The sequence below is a fragment of the Blautia sp. AF34-10 genome (genome assembly GCF_003477865.1).
Lineage (GTDB): Bacteria > Bacillota > Clostridia > Lachnospirales > Lachnospiraceae > Fusicatenibacter > Fusicatenibacter saccharivorans.
The window spans coordinates 46,743-66,891 of sequence record NZ_QUED01000010.1; the positions used below are offsets into that span (position 1 = coordinate 46,743).

Below are 20,149 nucleotides of genomic sequence, written 5' to 3' on the forward strand. Positions count from 1 at the left end.
CCATTTCTTCTCTATAACAGAAAACTACCGACAAACCTGCTTTTATCGATAGTTCTCTTACCTCTCAAGCACTCAATTTAAGCTTTCCACTCTACACCTGTGCTTTTTCTCCGTCTTTTCATACCCAATTCCCACAGCCAGTATTTTTCCTGTATACTTTTTCTGTTCTGCAAGCCGCGGCACAAATTTTAATGCATACTTCCTGTCTTTGATCTGCTGAATTGCTTCTTCCGGAGTGTGGTCTACTTTTAGTTCAAGAATAATTCCATCTGCGGTCAGATCATATGGATAGAAAATAAAATCCACATACCCAACTCCCGCCTTATCCTCACGCTCTACCCGGTAACTGTCACGCGCAGCCAGGTATACCAGATTGACAATGGCTGACAATTCTGTCTCATGGTTGTACGACAGCAGCGGAACTTCCGTATCGTGCACCAGTTCCAGAATTTTTTCCATCGTATGCGTATCTCCCGCCAGAGTCGCTTTCAGCATTTTCTCGGACTCTTTCGCCAGACGATATACATATCCCAGAGATTCATTCTTCATCAGCAGCTCATCAAACTTCTCCATCAATTCCCTGTTCGGAATAGACACTTTTCCATTCAAATAGCTTAAAAATCCATACACCACCATCGCAGAGTAAATTTCATCTCTCGTAGACAGGTTCATGGAAGTGGCCGCATATTCCTGTATTTTTGCCGAAACTGACTCTCCTGCTGCCATCAGTGCAAGGTCATCCCTGACGTCGGATACATTATTTCGAATGTAATAATAAATTTCATCATATGGACCTGAGCTGGTCCAGTAATTTGCCAGATTGTTAAACTGTAGTGCAAAAACAACGGAGCGTGGATTGTATACCCGCTCTCCCGATTTTGTATAATAACCGTTATACCAGTCTCGCAGACCTTTTCGCGTCACATTTTTTATTTTTCTCTGTTTTTCGCATTCTCTACAGTACCTTTCATACAAATCATCCACTTCGTCATCTGTAAATCCAAAGTATGTTCCGAACATTGGTGAATTTACCATCGTGAACTCCGCAAACATATTCAGTTCCGATCCGCTGGAATATTTCGCAATCGGCAAAATTCCCGTCATATACGATAAAATCACATAGGGACGGTCCTTCAGCAGATTACTTAAAAATGCCACATACTTTGCTTTATCCGCTTCTGTTATAAATCCCCTGTGAAAAATAAAATCCCATTCGTCCAGAACAAAAATAAATTTTTCGCCATGATACTGTTGAAAGATCTCTTCCAGAATATCTCCAATCGCATCTGTTTCACTGGTTTTTGCATCCGGATACGCTTCCCGCAGATCACTGATCAGAAGTTCTTCCACACGCTCGATATACTGTCGGTAAGATTCACAGTTTCTCGGCATTTTACTGAAATCAATCCGAATGACGTTATACTTGTTTTTGTATTTCTGGCAGTCATCCGCTTCTGAAATTTTAAGCCGGTCAAAAAGTTCACCTGAATCAATACCCTTCTGAAAAAACGAGCTGATCATATTGGCCGCAATTGTTTTTCCAAATCTGCGCGGCCTTGTGACGCAAAGATGGCGATTCCCTGCAGCCACATAGGGAAACAGTTCCTGCAGCAGCATTGTTTTATCCACAAAATACGGGCTGCGGCTCTCACTCTGATACAGGGTATACGGTGTCTGACTGTTTAAATAAGCTCCCATTCTGCGCCTCCTCTTTTCATACGTTCCATTATTTTTTATTATAACCGATCCCGCTCTGTTTTCCAATTAAAAAGGCAGAAGAAATGAAACCTTTTATCCCGTTTCCATTTCCTCTGCCTTTCTTACATTTCTTTCCTCTTCTGATTCCTCTTCTTCCGCAGGTTCTCTTTCTTCTGCCGGATTTCCCCCGCCTCCTGTTCGCTGCTGATGCGGATGGTTTTCACGACGAAGAGTTTTCCTTCATCCGAATGTTTCATGCGGGCTTTGCCTTTCAAATATCCGTGCTCCGGGCACCAGGCTACGCAGTAGTAGTTTTTCCCGCCGGCCGAAAACCAGCGTAAGCGTTTTCTTGCCGTTTTCCCGCAGATGCAGCAGTGCGTGCTGCAGACCTCGCGGTCGTGCATGGCTTCTTCTTTTGTGTCGAATTCGCGGGAGATGAATTTCGTGTAGCCATTATAGACGGCGTGGATCTCCTCTTTTTTCGATTTCGGGTTCTGATATACGTCGATCGAGTCGTACGCCAGCACAACATCCATATCGATGCGCGCAAAAATGTCGGCCGTATATTTTGCATCCGAAAGCGCCTGATGAAAATGCTCGTCCTCGGGAGATGGAGGAAGTCGGCGGCGTACTCGAGCGCCCGGCGGCTCTTCATCGTTTCGTACTGGATCGCGAACAGTTTCTGTACATCGTAAAAATGAATCGGCCCGCGGATCAGCGACAGGAGGTTATAAAATTTCATGTTCCGCTGGAGCTCCGTCAGGTCTCCCGGTCCCCAGGTGCCGAACATGCACGCACCGCCGGAGAATGCAAAAAATTCCTGCACGGCCTGCGCAAATGGGATTCCGTTCTGCAGATCCTCTTCTGTCAGTCCGACGACCTCGCGCGTCCGGTGATGGAGATGCTGGTAGACCACCGGTTTTACAATCCGGTGAAACGTTCCCAGCACATTCCGCTCACCATCCATCTTCACCGCGCCGATCTCAATAATCTCAAATGGCAGCTTCGGGTTCTCTTTTCCTTTTCCATAGGGACACTGGTTCCATTCCAGGTCAAAAATCACATAGTCCATTGTATTGTCAATCCTTCATTCTGTGTCGTCTGTCCCTATTATAAATGATTTTGATATAATGAGCAACTATCTGGCAATTCCATTCTCCGCCCATTCTGGCAATTTTCTTCTTATGCATTACATTTCCCATTCATTTCATCCCGTTCTCTTTCAAACTTAACGCTTCTTTTATTGAAATCCCAGGGTAAATCCGATATAATATTTTTAACTCCGGCCTCGTTTTTACTCAAAAAAATCACCTGAAAAAGCCGGAAATATTACGAATTTAGATGAGCATCCGATATGAAAACAAAATTAACGCAAAAACAGATTCGATTTCAGGCGCTTCTGCTGTTTTTTATTACATTTTTTCTTGTCGAGCTCTGCGCCGTTTTTCTGTATCAGAATCAGTTAAAGGAAGCAAAGCTGAAAGCTGACTATACCGCACAGACGACCATCGGCCGCGTGAAATCGCAGTTAAACCATTATCTTGCCGAATCCAATCTGATGAAACACATGATTGAAGCCGGTTATACCGTCAATGACGAAGAGTTTTCCGTCCTCTCCTCGCTGATGCAGGACGACCAGAATGTCATCAAAGCACATGAGCTTGCAAAGGACGGCATTGTCACACTGATTTATCCGATGAGCGGAAACGAAGCCGCACTCGGACTTAACATGCTCGAGCATCCTGCCCGGAAACAGGAGGCACGCCTTGCCAAAGAGAGCGGCGAATACACGATTGCAGGACCGTTTGAGCTGCAGCAGGGCGACATCGGAGCACTGCTCTTTGACCCGATTTATACCACCGATGCCAACGGTGACCAGACCTTCTGGGGCTTTTCGATTCTCGTTCTCGACTGGGAATCGTTTCTGAACGAAATTGAACTGGATACACTGGAAGAAGCCGGCTACACCTACGAACTCTGGAAAATTTCTCCGGCCACCGGCGAACACGTTTCCATCGCACACTCCGGCAATTCCCGGCGTTCCGATGCCATCGAAGTTCTCTGCACCGTGCCGAACGACACCTGGCATTTTGAAATTGTACCGAAAAACGGCTGGCTCAGTCCGCTGCAGGTTTTTGTTTCCTTTGCACTCGGACTCATCCTTTCCCTGCTTGCCTCTATTGGTTTTCTGCAGTTCCAGATGCGCCGCTATAAAGACGAGATTCACGCAGCAGAACTGGAAAAAGCCGTACAGGAAGCACAGTCTGCCAACGAAGCAAAAACACGTTTTCTGTTCAACATGAGCCACGACATCCGAACCCCGATGAATGCCATCATCGGTTTCTCGGATCTGCTGGAAAAGCACATCGACGAGAAGGACCGCGCGGTCGACTACATTGCAAAAATCAAGTCCTCCAGCAGTTTTCTGCTCTCCCTGATCAACTACGTGCTTGAGATGGCGCGCATTGAGAGCGGTAAGGCCTCGCTGAAAATCGAGCTCGGCAGCTACAGCGAGCTGATCAATTCCCTGAATGCAGTGTTTGAGCCTTCGTTAAAAAGCAAAAATCTTTCCTATCTCTGTTACAACACGGTGGAACACGATGCCATCCTCTGCGACCGGACAAAAATACGGGAGATTCTGCTGAATATCATCAGCAACTCCATCAAGTATACGCCGGAGGGCGGAAAAATTTCCGTAAAAATCGAAGAGACACCGGCACCAAGGAAGGGCTTTGCCTCCTACCGCATCACCGTGAAGGACAACGGCATCGGCATGAGCAAAGAGTATCTGCCGCATATTTTTGAAGAATTTACAAGAGAACATTCCTCCACCGAAAGCCACATCACCGGAACCGGCCTCGGCCTTCCGATCGTCAAATCCCTCGTGAATCTGATGGGCGGAACGATCGATGTGGAAAGCGAACTCGGTGCCGGAACAATAACTACGGTCTGCCTCACGTTTGGACTTCCGACCGAAGAACAGCTTGCGGCTCACCAGCATAAAGACGAGATTCTCGAGCAGTCCCTGCAGACGCTTTCCGAAAAACGCGTGCTGCTTGCCGAGGATAATGACCTGAATGCAGAAATTGTACTCACCGTTCTGGAAGAAAACGGCATTCACGCCGAGCACGTAAAAGACGGCGCCCTCTGCTTAAAAGCAGTCCAGAACGCACCAGAAGATTATTACAATGTTATTCTGATGGATATTCAGATGCCGAACATGAACGGCTATCAGGCCGCAGAAGCGATCCGTGCACTCCCGGGAAAACGCGGGGAAATCCCGATTGTCGCCATGACGGCAAACGCGTTTGAAGAGGACCGCCGAAAAGCACTGGAATCCGGCATGAACGCCCATATCGCGAAACCCGTTGACGTTTCGGTTCTTCTCGAAACACTTTCCAGGTTTTCATGACCTTTGCAGATCCCGATGCACCGCGCTTCTTCTATGGAATTTTAACTTCCATCGACGATCAGAAACCCAAAAACAAATAATATGCATGAAAAAAGGAGCGTTTCCGTAAAGAGAACAGCTCCTTTTTTCATGCGCCGCAGCGGACGCTTTTATTTCTCGTTTTTCAGCAGCTCCAGGTTTTTGGAGATCAGCTCGCATCTCTGTTTTACGCAGTCCGGGGATCTGTGCGGATCCTGCGGTGTGTTGAACAGATAGTCCTCGAGTTTGTCGATTGTGGTGGTTGCTACATGCATTCTTGTATCGCAGGATGCATAGTAGATGTAAACCTCTCCGTTCTCACGCGCAATCGCGCCGTTTGTAAATACAACGTTGGAAACGTCTCCGACTCTCTCTTTTCCAAGCGGAACCAGGAATACACCGGACGGCTCTGCAATGACTTTGGACGGATCGTTCAGATCGGTACCGAAGACATACAGAACGTAGCGAAGGCCTGCTGCTGTATTTCTTACACCGTGTGCAATGTTGATCCAGCATTTCTTACCGCGGATCGGCACTGCTCCGGCACCGTTTTTGGACTCGGTCAGGGTATGATAAATACGTTTGCTGATGATCTTCTCCTCGTCGATGACAGCATGTGTGATATCATCGCAGAGTCCGAAGCCGATTCCTCCGCCGCTTCCGGTCTCAATGAAACCATCCATCGGACGGGTGTAGAAGGCATATTTTCCGTCTACGAACTCCGGATGCAGAACAACGTTTCTCTGCTGCGGAGAACGTAAGGTTTTCAGGTTGTCCAGACGCTCCCAGGTCTTCAGGTCTTTCGTTCTTACGATACCAGCCTCAGCAACAGCCGCGGACAGATCCGGATCGTTTTTGTCCTTGCTCTCAGAGCAGAACACTCCGTAAATCCAGCCGTCCTCGTGCTGGGTCAGACGCATGTCATAAACGTTGGTTTCCTCTGCGCAGGTATCCGGCAGCACAACCGGGTAATCCCAGAAATGGAATCCGTCGATACCAGTATCACTCTCTGCAACAGCAAAGAAAGATTTTCTGTCATTGCCCTCCACGCGGACAACGAGATAATACTTTCCATTCAGATAAATCGCGCCGGAGTTCATCACAGCGTTGATGCCGAGACGCTCCATAAAGTACGGATTCGTCTCCTCATCCAGATCATATCTCCAGTGAACAGGAGCGAACTCTCTTGTCAGCACCGGATACTCATAGCGGTCATAAATACCGTTGTAAAAATCTGCTTTTGTGTTCTTTCTTGCCACAAGGCGGTCTACCTTGGCTTTTTCCACATAATACTGTTTATTCAGCATCTTTTAACCTCCCAATTACTTCCATACACATACGTCCATTGTGATACGGGCATTTCCACGGTTCTACAATCGGCTCATGAATCGGGCTTCCGTCTGCATTCACGCACCAGAACCACTCAGACCCCTCTCGTTTGTCGATCACATATTCCTTGATGTAGCCCCAGATGTCTTTTGCCGCATCGAGATACTTTGTTTCCTCCGGTTTTTTCTGCCATGCATTTAAAAATCCAACGACTGCTTCTGCCTGTACCCACCAGACTCTTGTGGTATCATCCACACCGCGCTCGCACTCATTCATCAGCGAATGATTTTTGTATGCCGTGTTGTAGATATTTTCCGCAATCTCTCCGGTGATCGGCAGCAGTTTTTCCCGGTAAGCCGGATCGCCGAGCACTTCTGTACCCCGGTCGATCAACCAGGAAGTCTCGATATCATGGCCATAAGAATACAGATCAATCAGCGTATTCCATGTCCGGTCGAAAAATACTTCCTGACGGCCTTTTTCTTTGTTGTATACTTTATCCGCGAAGAGATCCATCATAAAGCGGAGACGGTCACCGGTAAACGGATCCTTTGTCACGCGGTACAGCTCGGTATATGCTTCGAAAACATGCAGCAGCGTATTCATGGTCTTCTCTGCCATGACGCCGTTCTCCGAGAGCTTTTCATTGCTCTCCGGCTTGAAATCGCGGGTAAATGCCTCGAGATAACCGTGCTCGTCGGTGCAGTGTGTCTCGATGATCTGCTGCAGCGATTTTGCCAGCTCCAGCGCCTCGGTGTCGCCCGTCGCATCAAAATACGTAGACAGCGCATAAATTGCAAATGCCTGATTGTACGTATGCTTTGTCGTATCGAGCGGTTTTCCGTCGTAGGTGACAGACCAGAACACGCCACCGTACTCGCGGTCCACACACGCCTGTTTCATAAAGCGGTACGCATGCTCCGCATCGGCGCGCAGCTTCTCGTCCTTTAAGGTCAGGTACGCATTCGAGAAAAACCAGAGAATTCTGCTGTTTAAGATGCAGCCCTTCTCATACGTTTTCTGCACGTTCAGATCAAAGTCCTGATAGCCGTAAAATCCGCCGTATTCCTCATCTCTTAAGCCCTCCCAGAACGGAATGATCCGTCCAGTAAGCTCCTGCTTTACTTCCTTTGCCAAAGACTGCATCTTTTCTTTCCTTCTTTCTTATCTTCTTCCAATTTCGGTGTCAGACTCGCGTACGACACTGTTTTTCTTGATATAATCTACAATCAGATCTACGGTTGTGAATGCCAGTCCTACATACGTATCGGCTGCGCCGTAGTAGATCGCGATCTTTCCGGTCTCTGCATCGTGAATGGTTGCGCACGGGAAGGTTACGTTCGGAACGAAGCCTCTCTCCTCATACCACTCTTCCGGTGTCAGAAGGAAGTTCTGGCAGCGGTATTTTACGATGGACGGATTCTCTTTGTCGAGGATTGCGCCGCCGATGCTGTATACATAGCCATTGCAGGTGCCGCTTACACCGTGGTAGAACAGCAGCCATCCTTCGTTGGTCTCAATCGGAGCTGCGCCGCCGCCGATCTTTAAGGACTCCCACCACTCCGGGCTCTTGCTCATGACGTGGCGGTGTTTGCCCCAGTACAGCATATCCGGGCTCTCGGACAGGAAGATGTCACCGAACGGTGTGTGGCCGCTGTCGCTTGGACGGGACAGCATCACGAAGTTGCCGTTAATTTTTCTCGGGAAGAGAACGGCATTTCTGTTGAATGGAAGGAATGGATTCTCCACACGTACGAAGGTTTCAAAATCTTTTGTTTTTGCCATTCCGATGGCTGCACCGTAGAAGTCCTGGCACCAGATGATGTAGTAGGTATCTTCTACTTTTACAAGACGCGGGTCATATGCGTAAACCGGCATGAACGGTTTGCCTTCTTCGTCAACGAACTGGATTTTGTTCTCATCGAAATTCCAGTGGATCGCATCTTTGCTTCTTCCAAGGTAGATGTACGGGATTCCGTTTGTCTGCTCACCACGGAATACTCCGATGAACTCGTCGCCGTACGGCATAACGGCGCTGTTGAAGATTCTTGCTACTTCCTTCACCGGATTTCTTCCGATGATCGGATTCTCGCTGTATCTCCATACCGGTGCACCGGAAAACTCAGCCGGGCCTTCCTGCCATGGCATATTTTTGACAGCATCTCCAATCATTTTAACTTCGCTCATTTTTTGAAACCTCCATGAAAAATATTGTTTGTTTATGAGTTGTACTTTGTTTTTTTAAGTTTCTGTTAGTGGACAGAATCTTGTTTTTTCATTCTTTTTTCTCCGAACCGCCGTGTTTTATCACCCTCACGCCCAGTCCTTTAGCTTAATTTTAACATAGATGATTAATTTTTCAACTGGAAATCACTTAAAAAAATAAGTTCCGTTAGATACTGTCAATTTTTAAGTGACTTTGTTGTGTAATATGTACAAAAACGGGGCATTTCAAAATGCCCCGTTTCTTAATTTATAATTCAGTTATAAAAATCAAAGCTTTACGCTCTCTTTCGGCACCAGCTGTCCGGAGACAATTTCCATATTTTTGCCGGATGCCGCGCCGCGGATCTGCTTCAGCGCTTTTTCGAGCGCTACTTTTACCATCGCCTTCGTATTGATCTCATACGAAGTGATCTTGAGATCCGGGAAACCCGGATACAGGTAATTGTCGAAGCCGACAACGGAAACATCCTCCGGCACGGAGATGCCGCGTTTTTCCAGCTCGAGCATCAGAAGGCCGGCGGTCAGGTCGCAGTTGCAGACGAACGCTTCCGGCATCTGTTCCGGGAGATGAATTTCGATCTGGCCCCGCTCATCACGGTCCTCCAGAATCCATTCCGCCGGTGTCACATCGCGGTGTTCCAGAACAGCCTTGGAAAAACCGCAGTACCGATCCATGATACTGCTGGAAAAATGAATCGAACCTACAAAAGCCAGCTTGGTCAGGCCATGCTCATACAGGTATTCCGTCATCAGATACATTCCGTGAAAGTTATCTGCGATCACGGCATCTTTTGCCAGCTCATTGTCGTAGAAATCCAGAAATACGATCGGAAGATCCACGTTTTTCTTCAGATAGTGGATGTAATCGCGGCTCGTGTCTCCCATAAGGATCAGCGCATCGACGGTCTGCTCCTTGGCGATGCACGGCACGATCATCTCATCTTCCATCTCCTGTTTCAGGATCTCCACGGTCACCATACAGCTCTTTTCCGTCGCCGCCAGTGCCATCTCCTGATACATTTTCCAGTAAAATGTCGTATACTCTGCCAGATACCGTTCCGGAATCACCACTCCGATGCAGCGCAGGCTTTTTCCCTGTGTATTTCTCGCTCCGCTTCCCGGCTGGCGGTACCCCATTTCCTTTGCAATTTCCAGAATCCGGGCGCGCATCTCATCGCTGACCCCTTTCTGTCCTGTAATCGCGTTATGCACGGTGACGGCGCTGACGCCCGCCACCTTTGCAATATCTGCCAATCTTACTTTTGCCATATCCGTTGCTCCTTAGTCTACTGCAACAAAGTGATACAGTCTGCTGACGAAATCACCCCAGAAATCTTTCATCCGGAAACCGGCATTCATCAGCATCTCGCCGCTGTAAACCTCATCGGTTCCCTCCAGACGATATTTTTTCGCCGGATCAAAGCCGCGCAGGCGAACCTTGCGGGACGGCATATTTGCCTGTGCCAGCACCTGTACGTAGGTCACAAGCACTTCGCTTTTATCCTCCGATGCTACTGCCCAGCAGTCGGATCTGTGGTTTTCACGACAGGAAAGAATACGGTAATACTCTCCCTCGCGGATCAGTTCATGATATTTGTGATACATTGCGGTCTGCTCCGGAATCAGCTTTCTCTCTTCTTCCGGCAGTTTTGTGATATCAAGCTCATAGCCGAACGTTCCGGCCAGTGCCACATGGCCTCTCGTTGTAAACGGAGTTACACGGCCAACCGTGTGGTTCGGGCATACGCTGACGTGTGCACCCATTGAGCAGAGCGGGTAAATGAGGGCTGTTCCCTCCTGGATTTCCAGACGCTCAATCGCATCGGTGTCGTCGGAGCACCAGATCTGCGGGCTGTAGTAAAGCATTCCAGGATCGAAACGTGCACCGCCGCCGGAGCAGTTCTCCAGAAGCAGATCCGGGAACTCCTGTACCAGACGCTCCTGCATCGCATACATACCGAGCACGTAGCGGTGGAACAGCTCCTGCTGGGAATCTTTGTCCAGGTAGGTGCTTCCCAGGTCGCTTAACTGACGGTTCATATCCCATTTCACGTATTTGATGTTTGCACTGCGCAGGATTTTTGCCACACATTCATACGCATAATCCTGCACTTCCGGGCGGGAGAGATCCAGCACGTACTGGCAGCGGATCTCAGTCGCTTCTCTTCCCGGAATCTGAATCGCCCATTCCGGGTGCTCTCTGTAGAGATCAGAGTCCGGGGAGATCATCTCCGGCTCGAACCAGATACCGAATTCAAGACCGATTTCATTCACTTTGTCAACCAGATTTTTCAGGCCGCCTTTGATCTTCTCTTCGTTGACAACCCAGTCACCGAGGGAAGAATCGTCTTTATTTCGTTTTCCGAACCAGCCGTCATCCATAACAAGCATCTCGATGCCGTCTTTTTTTGCCTCTCTTGCGATATCGAGGAGTTTATCGGTATCAAAATCAAAGTAAGTTGCTTCCCAGTTGTTAATCAGAATCGGGCGTTTTTTGTGGTTGTACGGGCTGCGGATCATATGTCTGCGATAAAATGCATGGTAGGAACGCGTCATTTTGCCAAGTCCCTCGGCAGAGTAGACCATAACAACCTCCGGCGCCTGGAATTCATCGCCGGCTTTTAAATTCCAGCAGAACTCCTCCTGGTTGATACCCATGACCATACGAACGGTATCAAACTGGCATCTTTCCACCTGTCCGATAAAGTTGCCGGAATATACGAAGTGCATTGCGTAAACCTCGCCGCGCTCCTGATCCGTTCCCGGTGTCACCAGGGCCACAAACGGGTGCTCCTGATGGCTGGACTCTCCTTTTCCGGAGGAAACGAGCTGTTTTCCGTAACGGAGCGCACCCTGCTGGATGTGGCGTTCTCTTCCCCAGGATCCATGAAGAGAAAGCATCTCAAAGTCTTCGTTGTCCATATCGAGGCAGGCACTGTAGATTTTCTCTACCTTCAGCGCTTCACTGCCTTCATTTTTCACGCGGACACTTCGGGTGATAACGTTTTCTTTTGTAAAAACAGAGTAGGAAAGGACAACAACAAGATCAAGAACAGGATCTTTGCAGGTGATTTCCAGAGTTTCTACTTCGTCCTCGGTTCCAAAAGAAGCCGGAAGACCGGTCAGCGGGCGTTTTCCTTTGAAAATTTCATAGGAATCAAAGAAAATCTCACATCCCATACGGCCCTGTGCATTTCTTATATTCAGACAGCTCTCACGGTAATCGCCGACTCCTCCGGTCGGGTATTCCATTGGAAAACGGTCGAGGAACGAAGATTTCTCTCTCTTATTGACGGACGGGGTGAACGGCGGCTCATCCATGCGGAGCGGATACAGATCCGGCTCTCCGTGCAGAAGGGGTCCGTAGTAAACATGTCCGACGTAGCCTTCCGGGCTCAGGCCGATCACATACGTCGTATTCTCTGTATTTAACTGAAAAAGCTTTTTCTCATCATAATATAAAATCGCCATTTTCTTCTCCTTATTTCAGGTAAGCTTGATCCGCCGGGCCGATTTTTGTACAAAAAGACCTCACCCGCCGGGCTGAGGCCTTTTTTTTGTTTCTATATCACACAGCGTTTAAGCAGTTACCATTGCATTTTTTAATTTTTCCAGTTTCTCGGCTGCATCTTCAAGGGATGTGCCTTTTACGCCGAAATAGAATTTGATCTTCGGCTCAGTACCGGATGGGCGCACACAGCACCATGCGTTGTTTTCCAGCTCATAGTAAAGAACGTTGGAGGACGGAAGTCCGGTCGCGCTCTTCTCTCCGCTTACGAGATCCTGGCGTACATCTGCTTTGTAATCGCGTACGGCAAGAACCTGGAAACCGCCCAGCTCTTTTGGCGGGTTCTCACGGAAGTTGGTCATCATGGTCTGGATCTCTTTTGCACCGTCGATACCTTTTAAGGTCATCGTTGCAAGACCCTCTTTGTAGTAGCCGTACTCCTCGTACATATCCACCATGGCATCCCACAGTGTTTTGCCCTGCTGTTTGTAGTATGCAGCAACCTCGCAGAGCATCATAACTGCCACGCAGGCATCTTTATCTCTTGCATATGTTCCGGCCAGGCAGCCATAGCTCTCTTCCAGACCAAATACATAATTGTGTGCACCGCTCTGCTCAAAAAATTTGATCTGCTCGCCGATGTATTTGAATCCGGTCAGAACCTCGATCAGTGCCACGTTATAAGCTTTTGCGATTGCTTTTGCCATATCGGTCGTAACAATCGTCTCAACGAGTGCCGGGTTCTCCGGCATGGTTCCGTTCTTGGTGCGCTCACGCAGAATATACTCTGCGATCAGCATACCGGACATGTTTCCGGTGAAGCTTACGTACTCGCCGGTCTTGCTGTCTTTTGCATAAACGCCGAGACGATCTGCATCAGGGTCGGTTGCAAGGATGATGTCAGCGTCTACTTCTTTTGCCAGTTTCAGCGCCAGTGTCCATGCTTTCTCGTCTTCCGGGTTCGGGTAAGCCACCGTCGGGAAGTTTCCGTCCGGCACTTTCTGCTCTTTTACAACGTAAACCTGATTAAAGCCAAGCTCGCGCAGAACGCGGCGTACCGGCACATTTCCGGTTCCGTGAAGCGGTGTGTAGACGATCTTCATATCTTTTGCCGCATCTTTGATGATTTCCGGATGAATGCTCTGCTCTTTTAATTTTGCAACGTAACGGTCATCAAAATCGGTTCCGATGACCTGGAACAGGCCTTCTGCTCTTGCATCATCTTCTTCCATCGTTTTAACGGCAGAAAACTCGGTTACTTTTGCTACCTCTGCGAGAATGTTTTTGTCGTGCGGCGGTGTAATCTGTGCGCCGTCCTCCCAGTATACTTTGTATCCGTTGTACTCTCTCGGGTTGTGGCTTGCGGTAATGACGATACCGGAAATGCAGCCGAATTCACGGACAGCAAAAGAAAGCTCCGGTGTCGGGCGCAGGGACTCGAACAGATACGTTTTGATTCCGTTTGCATTCAGGCAGAGTGCTGCTTCGCGTGCGAATTCCGGAGACATTCTTCTGGAATCGTGTGCGATGGCTACGCCTTTTTCCTGTCCGTTCTGGGAAATGATGTAGTTGGCAAGGCCCTGGGTTGCCTGGCGTACGGTGTAGATGTTCATGCGGTTGGTACCCGCTCCGATGACACCGCGGAGTCCGCCGGTACCGAACTCAAGCTGACGGTAGAAACGGTCTTCGATTTCTGCCTCATTTCCTTCGAGTGCTTTCAGCTCTTCTCTGGATGCCTCATCAAAATATGGATCATTGCACCATTTTTCATATACTTCTCTGTAACTCATGTTTGTTATCCTCCCTGTCTGTTGTACTTTATTTAACTTAAGACAGCAGACTTTTTCTGGATTTAAGCTCGTTTCATCACAGCTTAAAGTTACCATTTGTTTAGTCTGCTGTCAACTTAAAAATTAATTTATTTTTTCTAATTCTCTTGGTTCCTGATAAAGCTCTTTTAGATCACTGAGAACCTGTACTTTTCCTTTGCGGTCTGCGGTGCTCCAGGCTTTTCGTCAGTTCCATGACAGCCTTCATATAGCAGGCATGATCCTCTCTTAACCGGCCATACCTTCCGCAGCGTTCCGCGCAGACGGTACATCATATTTTTCAGTGCTCCGTACGGATTTTCACTCTCCTCATCCGTCCAGAGTGCTTCGGTTAACTGTTCCAGTGTTACGATGTGGTTTTTGTTGCAGATCATATAAACCAGCAGCTTTGTGATCATCGGGGAATGAATCGCTTCCTCGTTGAGGCAGCGTGTTTCATCGTACATGCGGAATCTTCCAAGCAGCTGTACGCGAATCATAAAACATCGTCTCCTTCTAAGAACTCAAGCTCTTTTTCGATCTGAATTGCCGGCAGTGCACTGTATTTCAGATTCTTTGCCCAGCCTTTTTTCTCCTCGGAGAAGCGCTCGCTGATTCTCTTGTAGACGAGTTCGCATCCTCTCTGGCTGCCGCCCTGCAGCAGAATCACATACTGGGACGGGCTGTATTTTGCAAAAAATCGGAATGACGCAGGCTGCGTTTCATTACCTCAAGCAGCTTTTCGGACATACGGTCAAGGCGCGGACCGCCTTTTGCCGGGTAACCTTTTCCGTCTGTAATGGTGCACAGCATCAGCCACGGCATCTGTCCGTTCAGCTCGGACATACGGTAAACAAGTCGGTAGCAGTCACGGAATCCGGCGAGGGAACAGAAGAATGCTCCGCCCTTTTCTCCCGGGCTCTCCTGAAGATCTGCCTGTACCTCTTCGATCACGCGGTGTCTGCTGCCCATGCGGCTTCCCAGATAGCGGTACTGCTCCACCAGTTTCTCGCTCGGTGTAACGCCAAGCTCTTCAAAGTAATGTTTCGAGGTCTGCTCGTACAGTTTCATGGCCTCTTTGTATCTCTCCAGGCCGATCAGCGCCTGCATCTGGACTGCCTGCCACTCGTCGAACGGATACAGTTCGGAAGCAACAGAAGTCAGTTTCTGCAGCTCATCGAACTCCTCGTTTTTCAGAAGATACTCACTTACTTCTTTCAGTGCATCGGAATATACTTTTTTCAGCTGCGCGCGCTCCGCCTGTACCCACTCTTCCTCGCCGAAATCTGCAAGGAACTCTCCGGTGTACAGCTCCAGTGCTTCGATCATCTGATCCATGCGCGCTTTCTCGTCCGTCTCTTTTCCTGCTTCCAGGATCTTATTTTTGATATCAATCGCATCTACCTCGACCGGCATCGGGCTGGTCCAGTGGTAAACGCCTTTCTGTGTATAAATGTACTCAAACTGCGGAAGTCCTGCCTCGACAAGGCTTCTTTTCAGGCGATGTACGCCGACACGCAGGCTGTTTGCCGCGTCCGCCACATCTTCTCTTCCGTATGTGCTCTCCAACAGTCTTCCTCTGGAAATTCCATTGTCCTTGTTATAGAGGAAAATCTGCAGAAGTCTCATCGATTTTGTTGCCATTGTTTTCCGGAAGGAAATCGGCTGGTCGCCGTACTCCAGGAAAAAACTTCCCATCATGTGTACTTTTAAAAGCGGTAACTGTTCTGTTTGGTTTTTCATTTCTTCGTTCATACTAACTCCTGTATTGCCTGTTGTGCTCTAATCTCTGTGGTCGGTTGCGCTGCGCTCCGCAATCGGCTGCGGTAACGGGCCGGCGGTTCCCTGTTCGTTCATTTCAAAAACAATTACGGACGCCGGATTTCTGTTTTCTATTTTACATCATTTTAATCAAAAATCCTACTATAAAATGTATAAAATATTAACTTTAACACCGAAAAATTCCTGCTTTTTCTTCTTTTGTCTTGTTATCTTTTTGTCAATCCCATCTCATCCGTAAATTGCCCGCATGATTTTAGCCATCAGCCGCCCTGCAGGCGCCGAGAGCACCAGTACTACAGCAAGAGATACCATGCCGCACCCGAGCAGTGCGCGGTTCACAAGTCCCCGTGCTGAGCAGAATCCGAGGCAGAATCCCTTCTTCCAGGGCCAGAACAGCTTTTCCGGTTTCCGGTTGAAAAAATCGAGCACCAGATGGGACAGAAAGCCCACGGTAAAATAAGCGGACGCATCCGGGTAGATGATGTCCACGCACGCCGTCAGCAATGCCAGCGCCGCAAATGAATGCATGAAGGAGCGGTGCGGCTGCTGTTTCCCATAGGCGCAGATCAGCAAAAATGCTGCCGTTCCGGTGAGGAGACGCAGCACGCTGCTGTCGCTTGTGAGGCGGCGGTAAATTCCAAGATTCAGTTTATACTCCGCAAGAATTGTGAGCACCGCAACTGCAACTGTTGCCGTAATAATCTTATCGGCATCGCGGTGCGCCTGTGAAGTGCCGACATCAATGTCACTGATCAAACCGCCGATCGCGGCAGCCCCGGCACCGGCCACAAGCGCGGGAACCGTCTGCGGCTGTAAAACAGCAAGTGCCGCTGCTGTTCCAATAAAAAAATGTGTTCTTCCAAGCATTTGTCTGTTTTTTCCTTTCGTAAAATTTCCTTTATCATAGCACATTCCCGCCCTTTTATGCAACCATTTGTTCGATTCTTTTACGACCGTATGGTCCTATCAGGATCAAAAAAGAACCTCCTGCGACCGTTTATCGCCGCAGGAGGTTCTCCTCTGTTTCTGCCTTTATTCCATACTATTTCCAGGTTATCTTATTTCACGTTTTTCCCTTCATTGTATGAATTTTCATTTGACATTTATCGCTCATTTGAGTTATATCTTTATGCTTCATATACCAGTTCACCAGCAAGATACGTCCGGCACACCGGAATGTCTTTGATCGTGCTCTCATCCACCTCAAACGGATTCTGACCCAGTACGACGAAGTCTGCCATCATGCCTTCTGCGATCTGGCCTTTCACGTTCTCCTCGAAACTTGCCTCGGCACTGCGGATCGTGTAACTGTCGAGTGCTTCCTGTACGGTGAATTTCTGATCCGGCAGGTACGGGCCGACATGGTCGCGCAGCGTTGTTCTTGTGACAGCGCACTGCATGCAGGCGAGGGCATCCGGCAGCTCTACCGGGCAGTCAGTTCCGTTGCTGACGGAGACGCCGTTATTCATCAGCGTCTTCCAGCTGTAGCTTGTGCTCGCAAGCTCTTTGCCGACGCGCTCCTCTACGATATGGTTATCGTAATCGAGGAAGATGCTCTGTGCGTAAACGTGAAGATGCATTTTCGCGATTTTTTCAAGCTGATCGGCTCTTGTGATCTGGCAGTGCACGATGCCGTGGCGGTGATCTTCTCTCGGGTTTTCAGCAAGGGCTTTTTCATAGGCACTTAACACGCGGTCGAGGCACGCATCACCGATCGTGTGAACTGCAGCCTGCATGCCGTGTGCATTGGCGTAGCCGATCATCTCATCCATGGTTTCCTGGGTGAATACCGGGATTCCGCAGGTGGACGGGTCGTCTGCGTATGGGCGACTGAGGAATGCTGTTCTCGCACCGAGTGCGCCGTCGCCGAGCATTTTCAGCGGGCCGATTTTAAAGCGGTCTGTGCCGATGCCGGTCACATTTCCAGCCTCAACGAAACCTTTTAAGGATTCCAGATCGGTAAAGTTGCTCTGCTCGTAAACGCGGACGGTCAGCTCGCCGGAATCCTCGAGTTCTTTGTATGCTTCGTTGACGGTCTGCCACGGAACGGCGCGGTAAACGCAGTAATCATCACTCTGGCTGCTGGTGACGCCGTAGCTGTTCAGGGCTTTGCAGGCGCTGCGGATCATATCTTTGATTTCCTCTTTGCTCGGCACCGGAATGCTGTCGTAAACCGGTTCCATTGCATTGTCGAAGAATCTTCCGTCCGGCTCACCGTTTTCCATACCGATCTCTCCGCCCTCCGGCTGCGGGGTATCTGCGGTGACGCCGAGGAGTTCCAGCGCTTTGCTGTTGACTACGAGGCAGTGGCCGCACGCTCTCGTCGCGCAGATCGGAACTTCAGTTGATACGCGGTCAAGATCGTAGCGGTTCGGCATGCGGTCCACGTCCGTGAAGTAATCCTGATTCCAGCCGCGGCCCATCAGCCATGCGCCGTCTTTTCGCGGATGCTCTTTCTGGAAGGTGTCGAGGCAGGCGAGCATATCTTCCAGGCTTTCGGTATGTGCGGCAAGCTGCGCTTTCAGCAGGGAGCTTCCGTAATTTAAAAGGTGCATATGGCTGTCGTTAAAACCGCTGCAGACGAATTTTCCGCCGAGGTCTACAACTTTGTCGCCGGCTGCTGCAAGGGCATCTGCCTCTGCGCTGCTTCCGGCGAAAACAAATTTGCCGTCTTCTACTGCAAACGCTTCGACAAGCGGCAGTTTTCCGGTGTAGACAGCTCCGTTTTTGTAAATTGTTTTCATATCATTATCCTCCTACTGTCATCTAAATTTGATTCTATTCTTTTCTGCCCATTTGCGCAATATACAAATTCAGACACGCTATTCTCATGCGTGTCTGGATTCGCTTTTGAATATTTTTTATTTCGTTTTCTCTTCGTAGAACAGGCAGGCGTTCTTGTCTACCGTGCCCTGGCCGAAGTTTCTTGCTTTGTAGTCTTTCAGCAGTTTGAAATACTGGTTCGAGAGAATCAGGATCACTGCTACGTTGACGAAGGTCGGGATCGCAGATGTGATATCAACGACAGTCCAGATAAAGCCCTGGTTGTTTGTCTTTACCAGATAGATCGTCCACAGTACGCCCGGCAGAGCGCGGACTGCGTAGAAGATTTTCATGACGATATCTTTCATCTTGCCTTCTTTTTTATACAGATGCTCCAGAATTGCCAGATAGTAGGTGAACCATCCGCCGGAAGTCGTTACAGTGAAAATGACCATGATGACTGCCAGAAGGATGCTTCCAAATTTGCCGAATCCGCTTGCAAATGCACTTAAAGCAAGTGTTCCGCCGTTCGTTCCGTCGGTCCAGTTTCCGCTTAAGATAACGGAAAGTGCGGTGATCGTACAGATAACCATGGTATCAAAGAATACCTCGAAAGATCCCCACAGACCCTGCTCTACCGGATGCGGTGTTTTTGCGGAAGCATGGATCATTGGAGAAGTACCCCATCCAGCCTCATTGGAGTATACGGAACGCGCCATACCCACACGGATAATCTCGCTGACTGCGCAGCCGGCAAAACCGCCGATCGCTGCTGTTCCGGTAAATGCGTTTGTTACGATGCTGCAAATACGCCAGGAACGCGGTTGATGTTGATGATGATCATGCCAATTCCCATCAAGATATAAAGAACGCTCATAAATGGAACGAGCTTGCTGAACAGACTTGCGATTTTCTTCGTACCGCCGCTTGTAACGACATAGGTCAGAATGCAGAGCAGAACGCCCATCACGATAACGCCTTCTACTTTGAAGCTTCCAAGATTGATATTCTCAATACCGAACGCACCGGCTACGACCTGAGATGCGGTCAGGTTGGAAGAGGTTACGAAGAAGGTGGAGAAAATACCGATGCCGAAGATGAGCGCCGGGATCAGCCACAGCTTGCCCCAGTGGCGCTCCTCGCCAAGTCCGCACTCCATGTAGTAAGTCGGACCGCCGTAGTACTCACCTTTTTCGTTGGTGTGACGGTAGTAGCAGCCGAGGGTAACCTCAACCTGTTTTAATATCATACCAAGCAGAGACGAAAGCCACATCCACATAATGGCTCCCGGGCCGCCTGCTGCAACTGCAGTTGCAACACCGGCGATATTACCGAATCCTACGGTACCGCCGATAGCGGTCGAAATCGCCTCAAACGAGGAAAGCATACCCTTTCCTTCACTTGCTTTGTCTTCTTTCTGGAACAGTTTTCCGCCGGTTCTCTTCATAATCCAGCCAAAGTGACGGAACTGGAAAAATCCAGAACGAACGGTAAAGTACAGACCGGTCAGAATCATCAGCGCGATCAGCGGCACGCCCCAAAGGACACCGTCCAGCCAGTTAAGAAATGCTATCATGTCAAAATCCTCCCTTTTTTCTTTTCCGG

14 protein-coding genes and 2 pseudogenes are annotated in these 20,149 nt (G+C 49.0%); 1 reads left to right on the forward strand and 15 read right to left on the reverse strand.

Annotated features, from left to right (window positions below):
• Positions 1-72 precede the first annotated feature (72 nt).
• The 3 genes and pseudogenes from DWZ60_RS07940 to DWZ60_RS20725 all read right to left on the reverse strand — a co-directional run.
• Positions 73-1,698: an AAA family ATPase gene (locus DWZ60_RS07940; RefSeq protein ID WP_117761366.1), complete on the reverse strand. Its 1,626-nt coding sequence runs from the start codon at positions 1,696-1,698 to the stop codon at positions 73-75.
• A gap of 122 nt (positions 1,699-1,820) precedes the next feature.
• Entirely contained in the window at positions 1,821-2,234 is a 414-nt protein-coding gene (locus tag DWZ60_RS18050; RefSeq protein ID WP_243036565.1) for a hypothetical protein, read from the reverse strand.
• A gap of 272 nt (positions 2,235-2,506) precedes the next feature.
• Positions 2,507-2,770, reverse strand: a pseudogene (locus DWZ60_RS20725) (exonuclease domain-containing protein); the annotation flags it as partial.
• 282 nt (positions 2,771-3,052) lie between these two features.
• On the opposite strand from DWZ60_RS20725, the gene DWZ60_RS07950 reads away from it, so the two are divergent.
• Positions 3,053-5,110, forward strand: a complete 2,058-nt coding sequence (locus DWZ60_RS07950; RefSeq protein WP_117761368.1) for an ATP-binding protein — start codon at positions 3,053-3,055, stop codon at positions 5,108-5,110.
• A 149-nt stretch (positions 5,111-5,259) separates the two neighbouring features.
• On the opposite strand, the gene DWZ60_RS07955 is transcribed toward DWZ60_RS07950, so the two are convergent.
• The 12 genes and pseudogenes from DWZ60_RS07955 to DWZ60_RS21160 form a co-directional block, all read right to left on the reverse strand.
• Complete coding sequence (locus DWZ60_RS07955; protein ID WP_022461807.1) at positions 5,260-6,435, reverse strand: glycoside hydrolase family 130 protein; 1,176 nt, start codon at positions 6,433-6,435, stop codon at positions 5,260-5,262.
• Positions 6,425-7,603 carry an AGE family epimerase/isomerase gene (locus tag DWZ60_RS07960; RefSeq protein WP_119221482.1) on the reverse strand — a complete coding sequence of 393 codons (1,179 nt, stop codon included), beginning with the start codon at positions 7,601-7,603 and terminating at the stop codon, positions 6,425-6,427. The genes DWZ60_RS07955 and DWZ60_RS07960 overlap by 11 nt, the downstream gene beginning before the upstream one ends.
• A gap of 18 nt (positions 7,604-7,621) precedes the next feature.
• Positions 7,622-8,644, reverse strand: coding sequence for a glycoside hydrolase family 130 protein (locus DWZ60_RS07965; RefSeq protein WP_118659910.1), 1,023 nt, complete (start codon positions 8,642-8,644; stop codon positions 7,622-7,624).
• A 306-nt stretch (positions 8,645-8,950) separates the two neighbouring features.
• On the reverse strand, positions 8,951-9,952 hold the full coding sequence (locus DWZ60_RS07970) for a substrate-binding domain-containing protein (protein WP_055266843.1): 1,002 nt from the start codon (positions 9,950-9,952) through the stop codon (positions 8,951-8,953).
• A 12-nt stretch (positions 9,953-9,964) separates the two neighbouring features.
• Positions 9,965-12,154, reverse strand: coding sequence for an alpha-galactosidase (locus tag DWZ60_RS07975; RefSeq protein ID WP_118659912.1), 2,190 nt, complete (start codon positions 12,152-12,154; stop codon positions 9,965-9,967).
• 108 nt (positions 12,155-12,262) lie between these two features.
• Entirely contained in the window at positions 12,263-13,981 is a 1,719-nt protein-coding gene (locus DWZ60_RS07980; RefSeq protein WP_055225852.1) for a phospho-sugar mutase, read from the reverse strand.
• A 167-nt stretch (positions 13,982-14,148) separates the two neighbouring features.
• On the reverse strand, positions 14,149-14,499 hold the full coding sequence (locus tag DWZ60_RS07985; RefSeq protein ID WP_117805121.1) for a winged helix-turn-helix domain-containing protein: 351 nt from the start codon (positions 14,497-14,499) through the stop codon (positions 14,149-14,151).
• Positions 14,496-14,669 (reverse strand): hypothetical protein, encoded by a 174-nt coding sequence (locus DWZ60_RS17280; protein WP_158576359.1) that lies wholly within the window; start codon positions 14,667-14,669, stop codon positions 14,496-14,498. The genes DWZ60_RS07985 and DWZ60_RS17280 overlap by 4 nt, the downstream gene beginning before the upstream one ends.
• Positions 14,666-15,754, reverse strand: a complete 1,089-nt coding sequence (locus tag DWZ60_RS07990; RefSeq protein WP_119188831.1) for an AfsR/SARP family transcriptional regulator — start codon at positions 15,752-15,754, stop codon at positions 14,666-14,668. Before DWZ60_RS07990 ends, DWZ60_RS17280 begins: the two co-directional genes overlap by 4 nt.
• Before the next feature lie 255 nt (positions 15,755-16,009).
• Positions 16,010-16,648, reverse strand: a complete 639-nt coding sequence (locus DWZ60_RS07995; RefSeq protein WP_158565921.1) for a metal-dependent hydrolase — start codon at positions 16,646-16,648, stop codon at positions 16,010-16,012.
• A gap of 260 nt (positions 16,649-16,908) precedes the next feature.
• Positions 16,909-18,525, reverse strand: a complete 1,617-nt coding sequence (locus DWZ60_RS08000) for an amidohydrolase (RefSeq protein ID WP_117805124.1) — start codon at positions 18,523-18,525, stop codon at positions 16,909-16,911.
• 117 nt (positions 18,526-18,642) lie between these two features.
• A pseudogene (locus tag DWZ60_RS21160) lies at positions 18,643-20,120 on the reverse strand (alanine/glycine:cation symporter family protein).
• Positions 20,121-20,149: the final 29 nt, after the last annotated feature.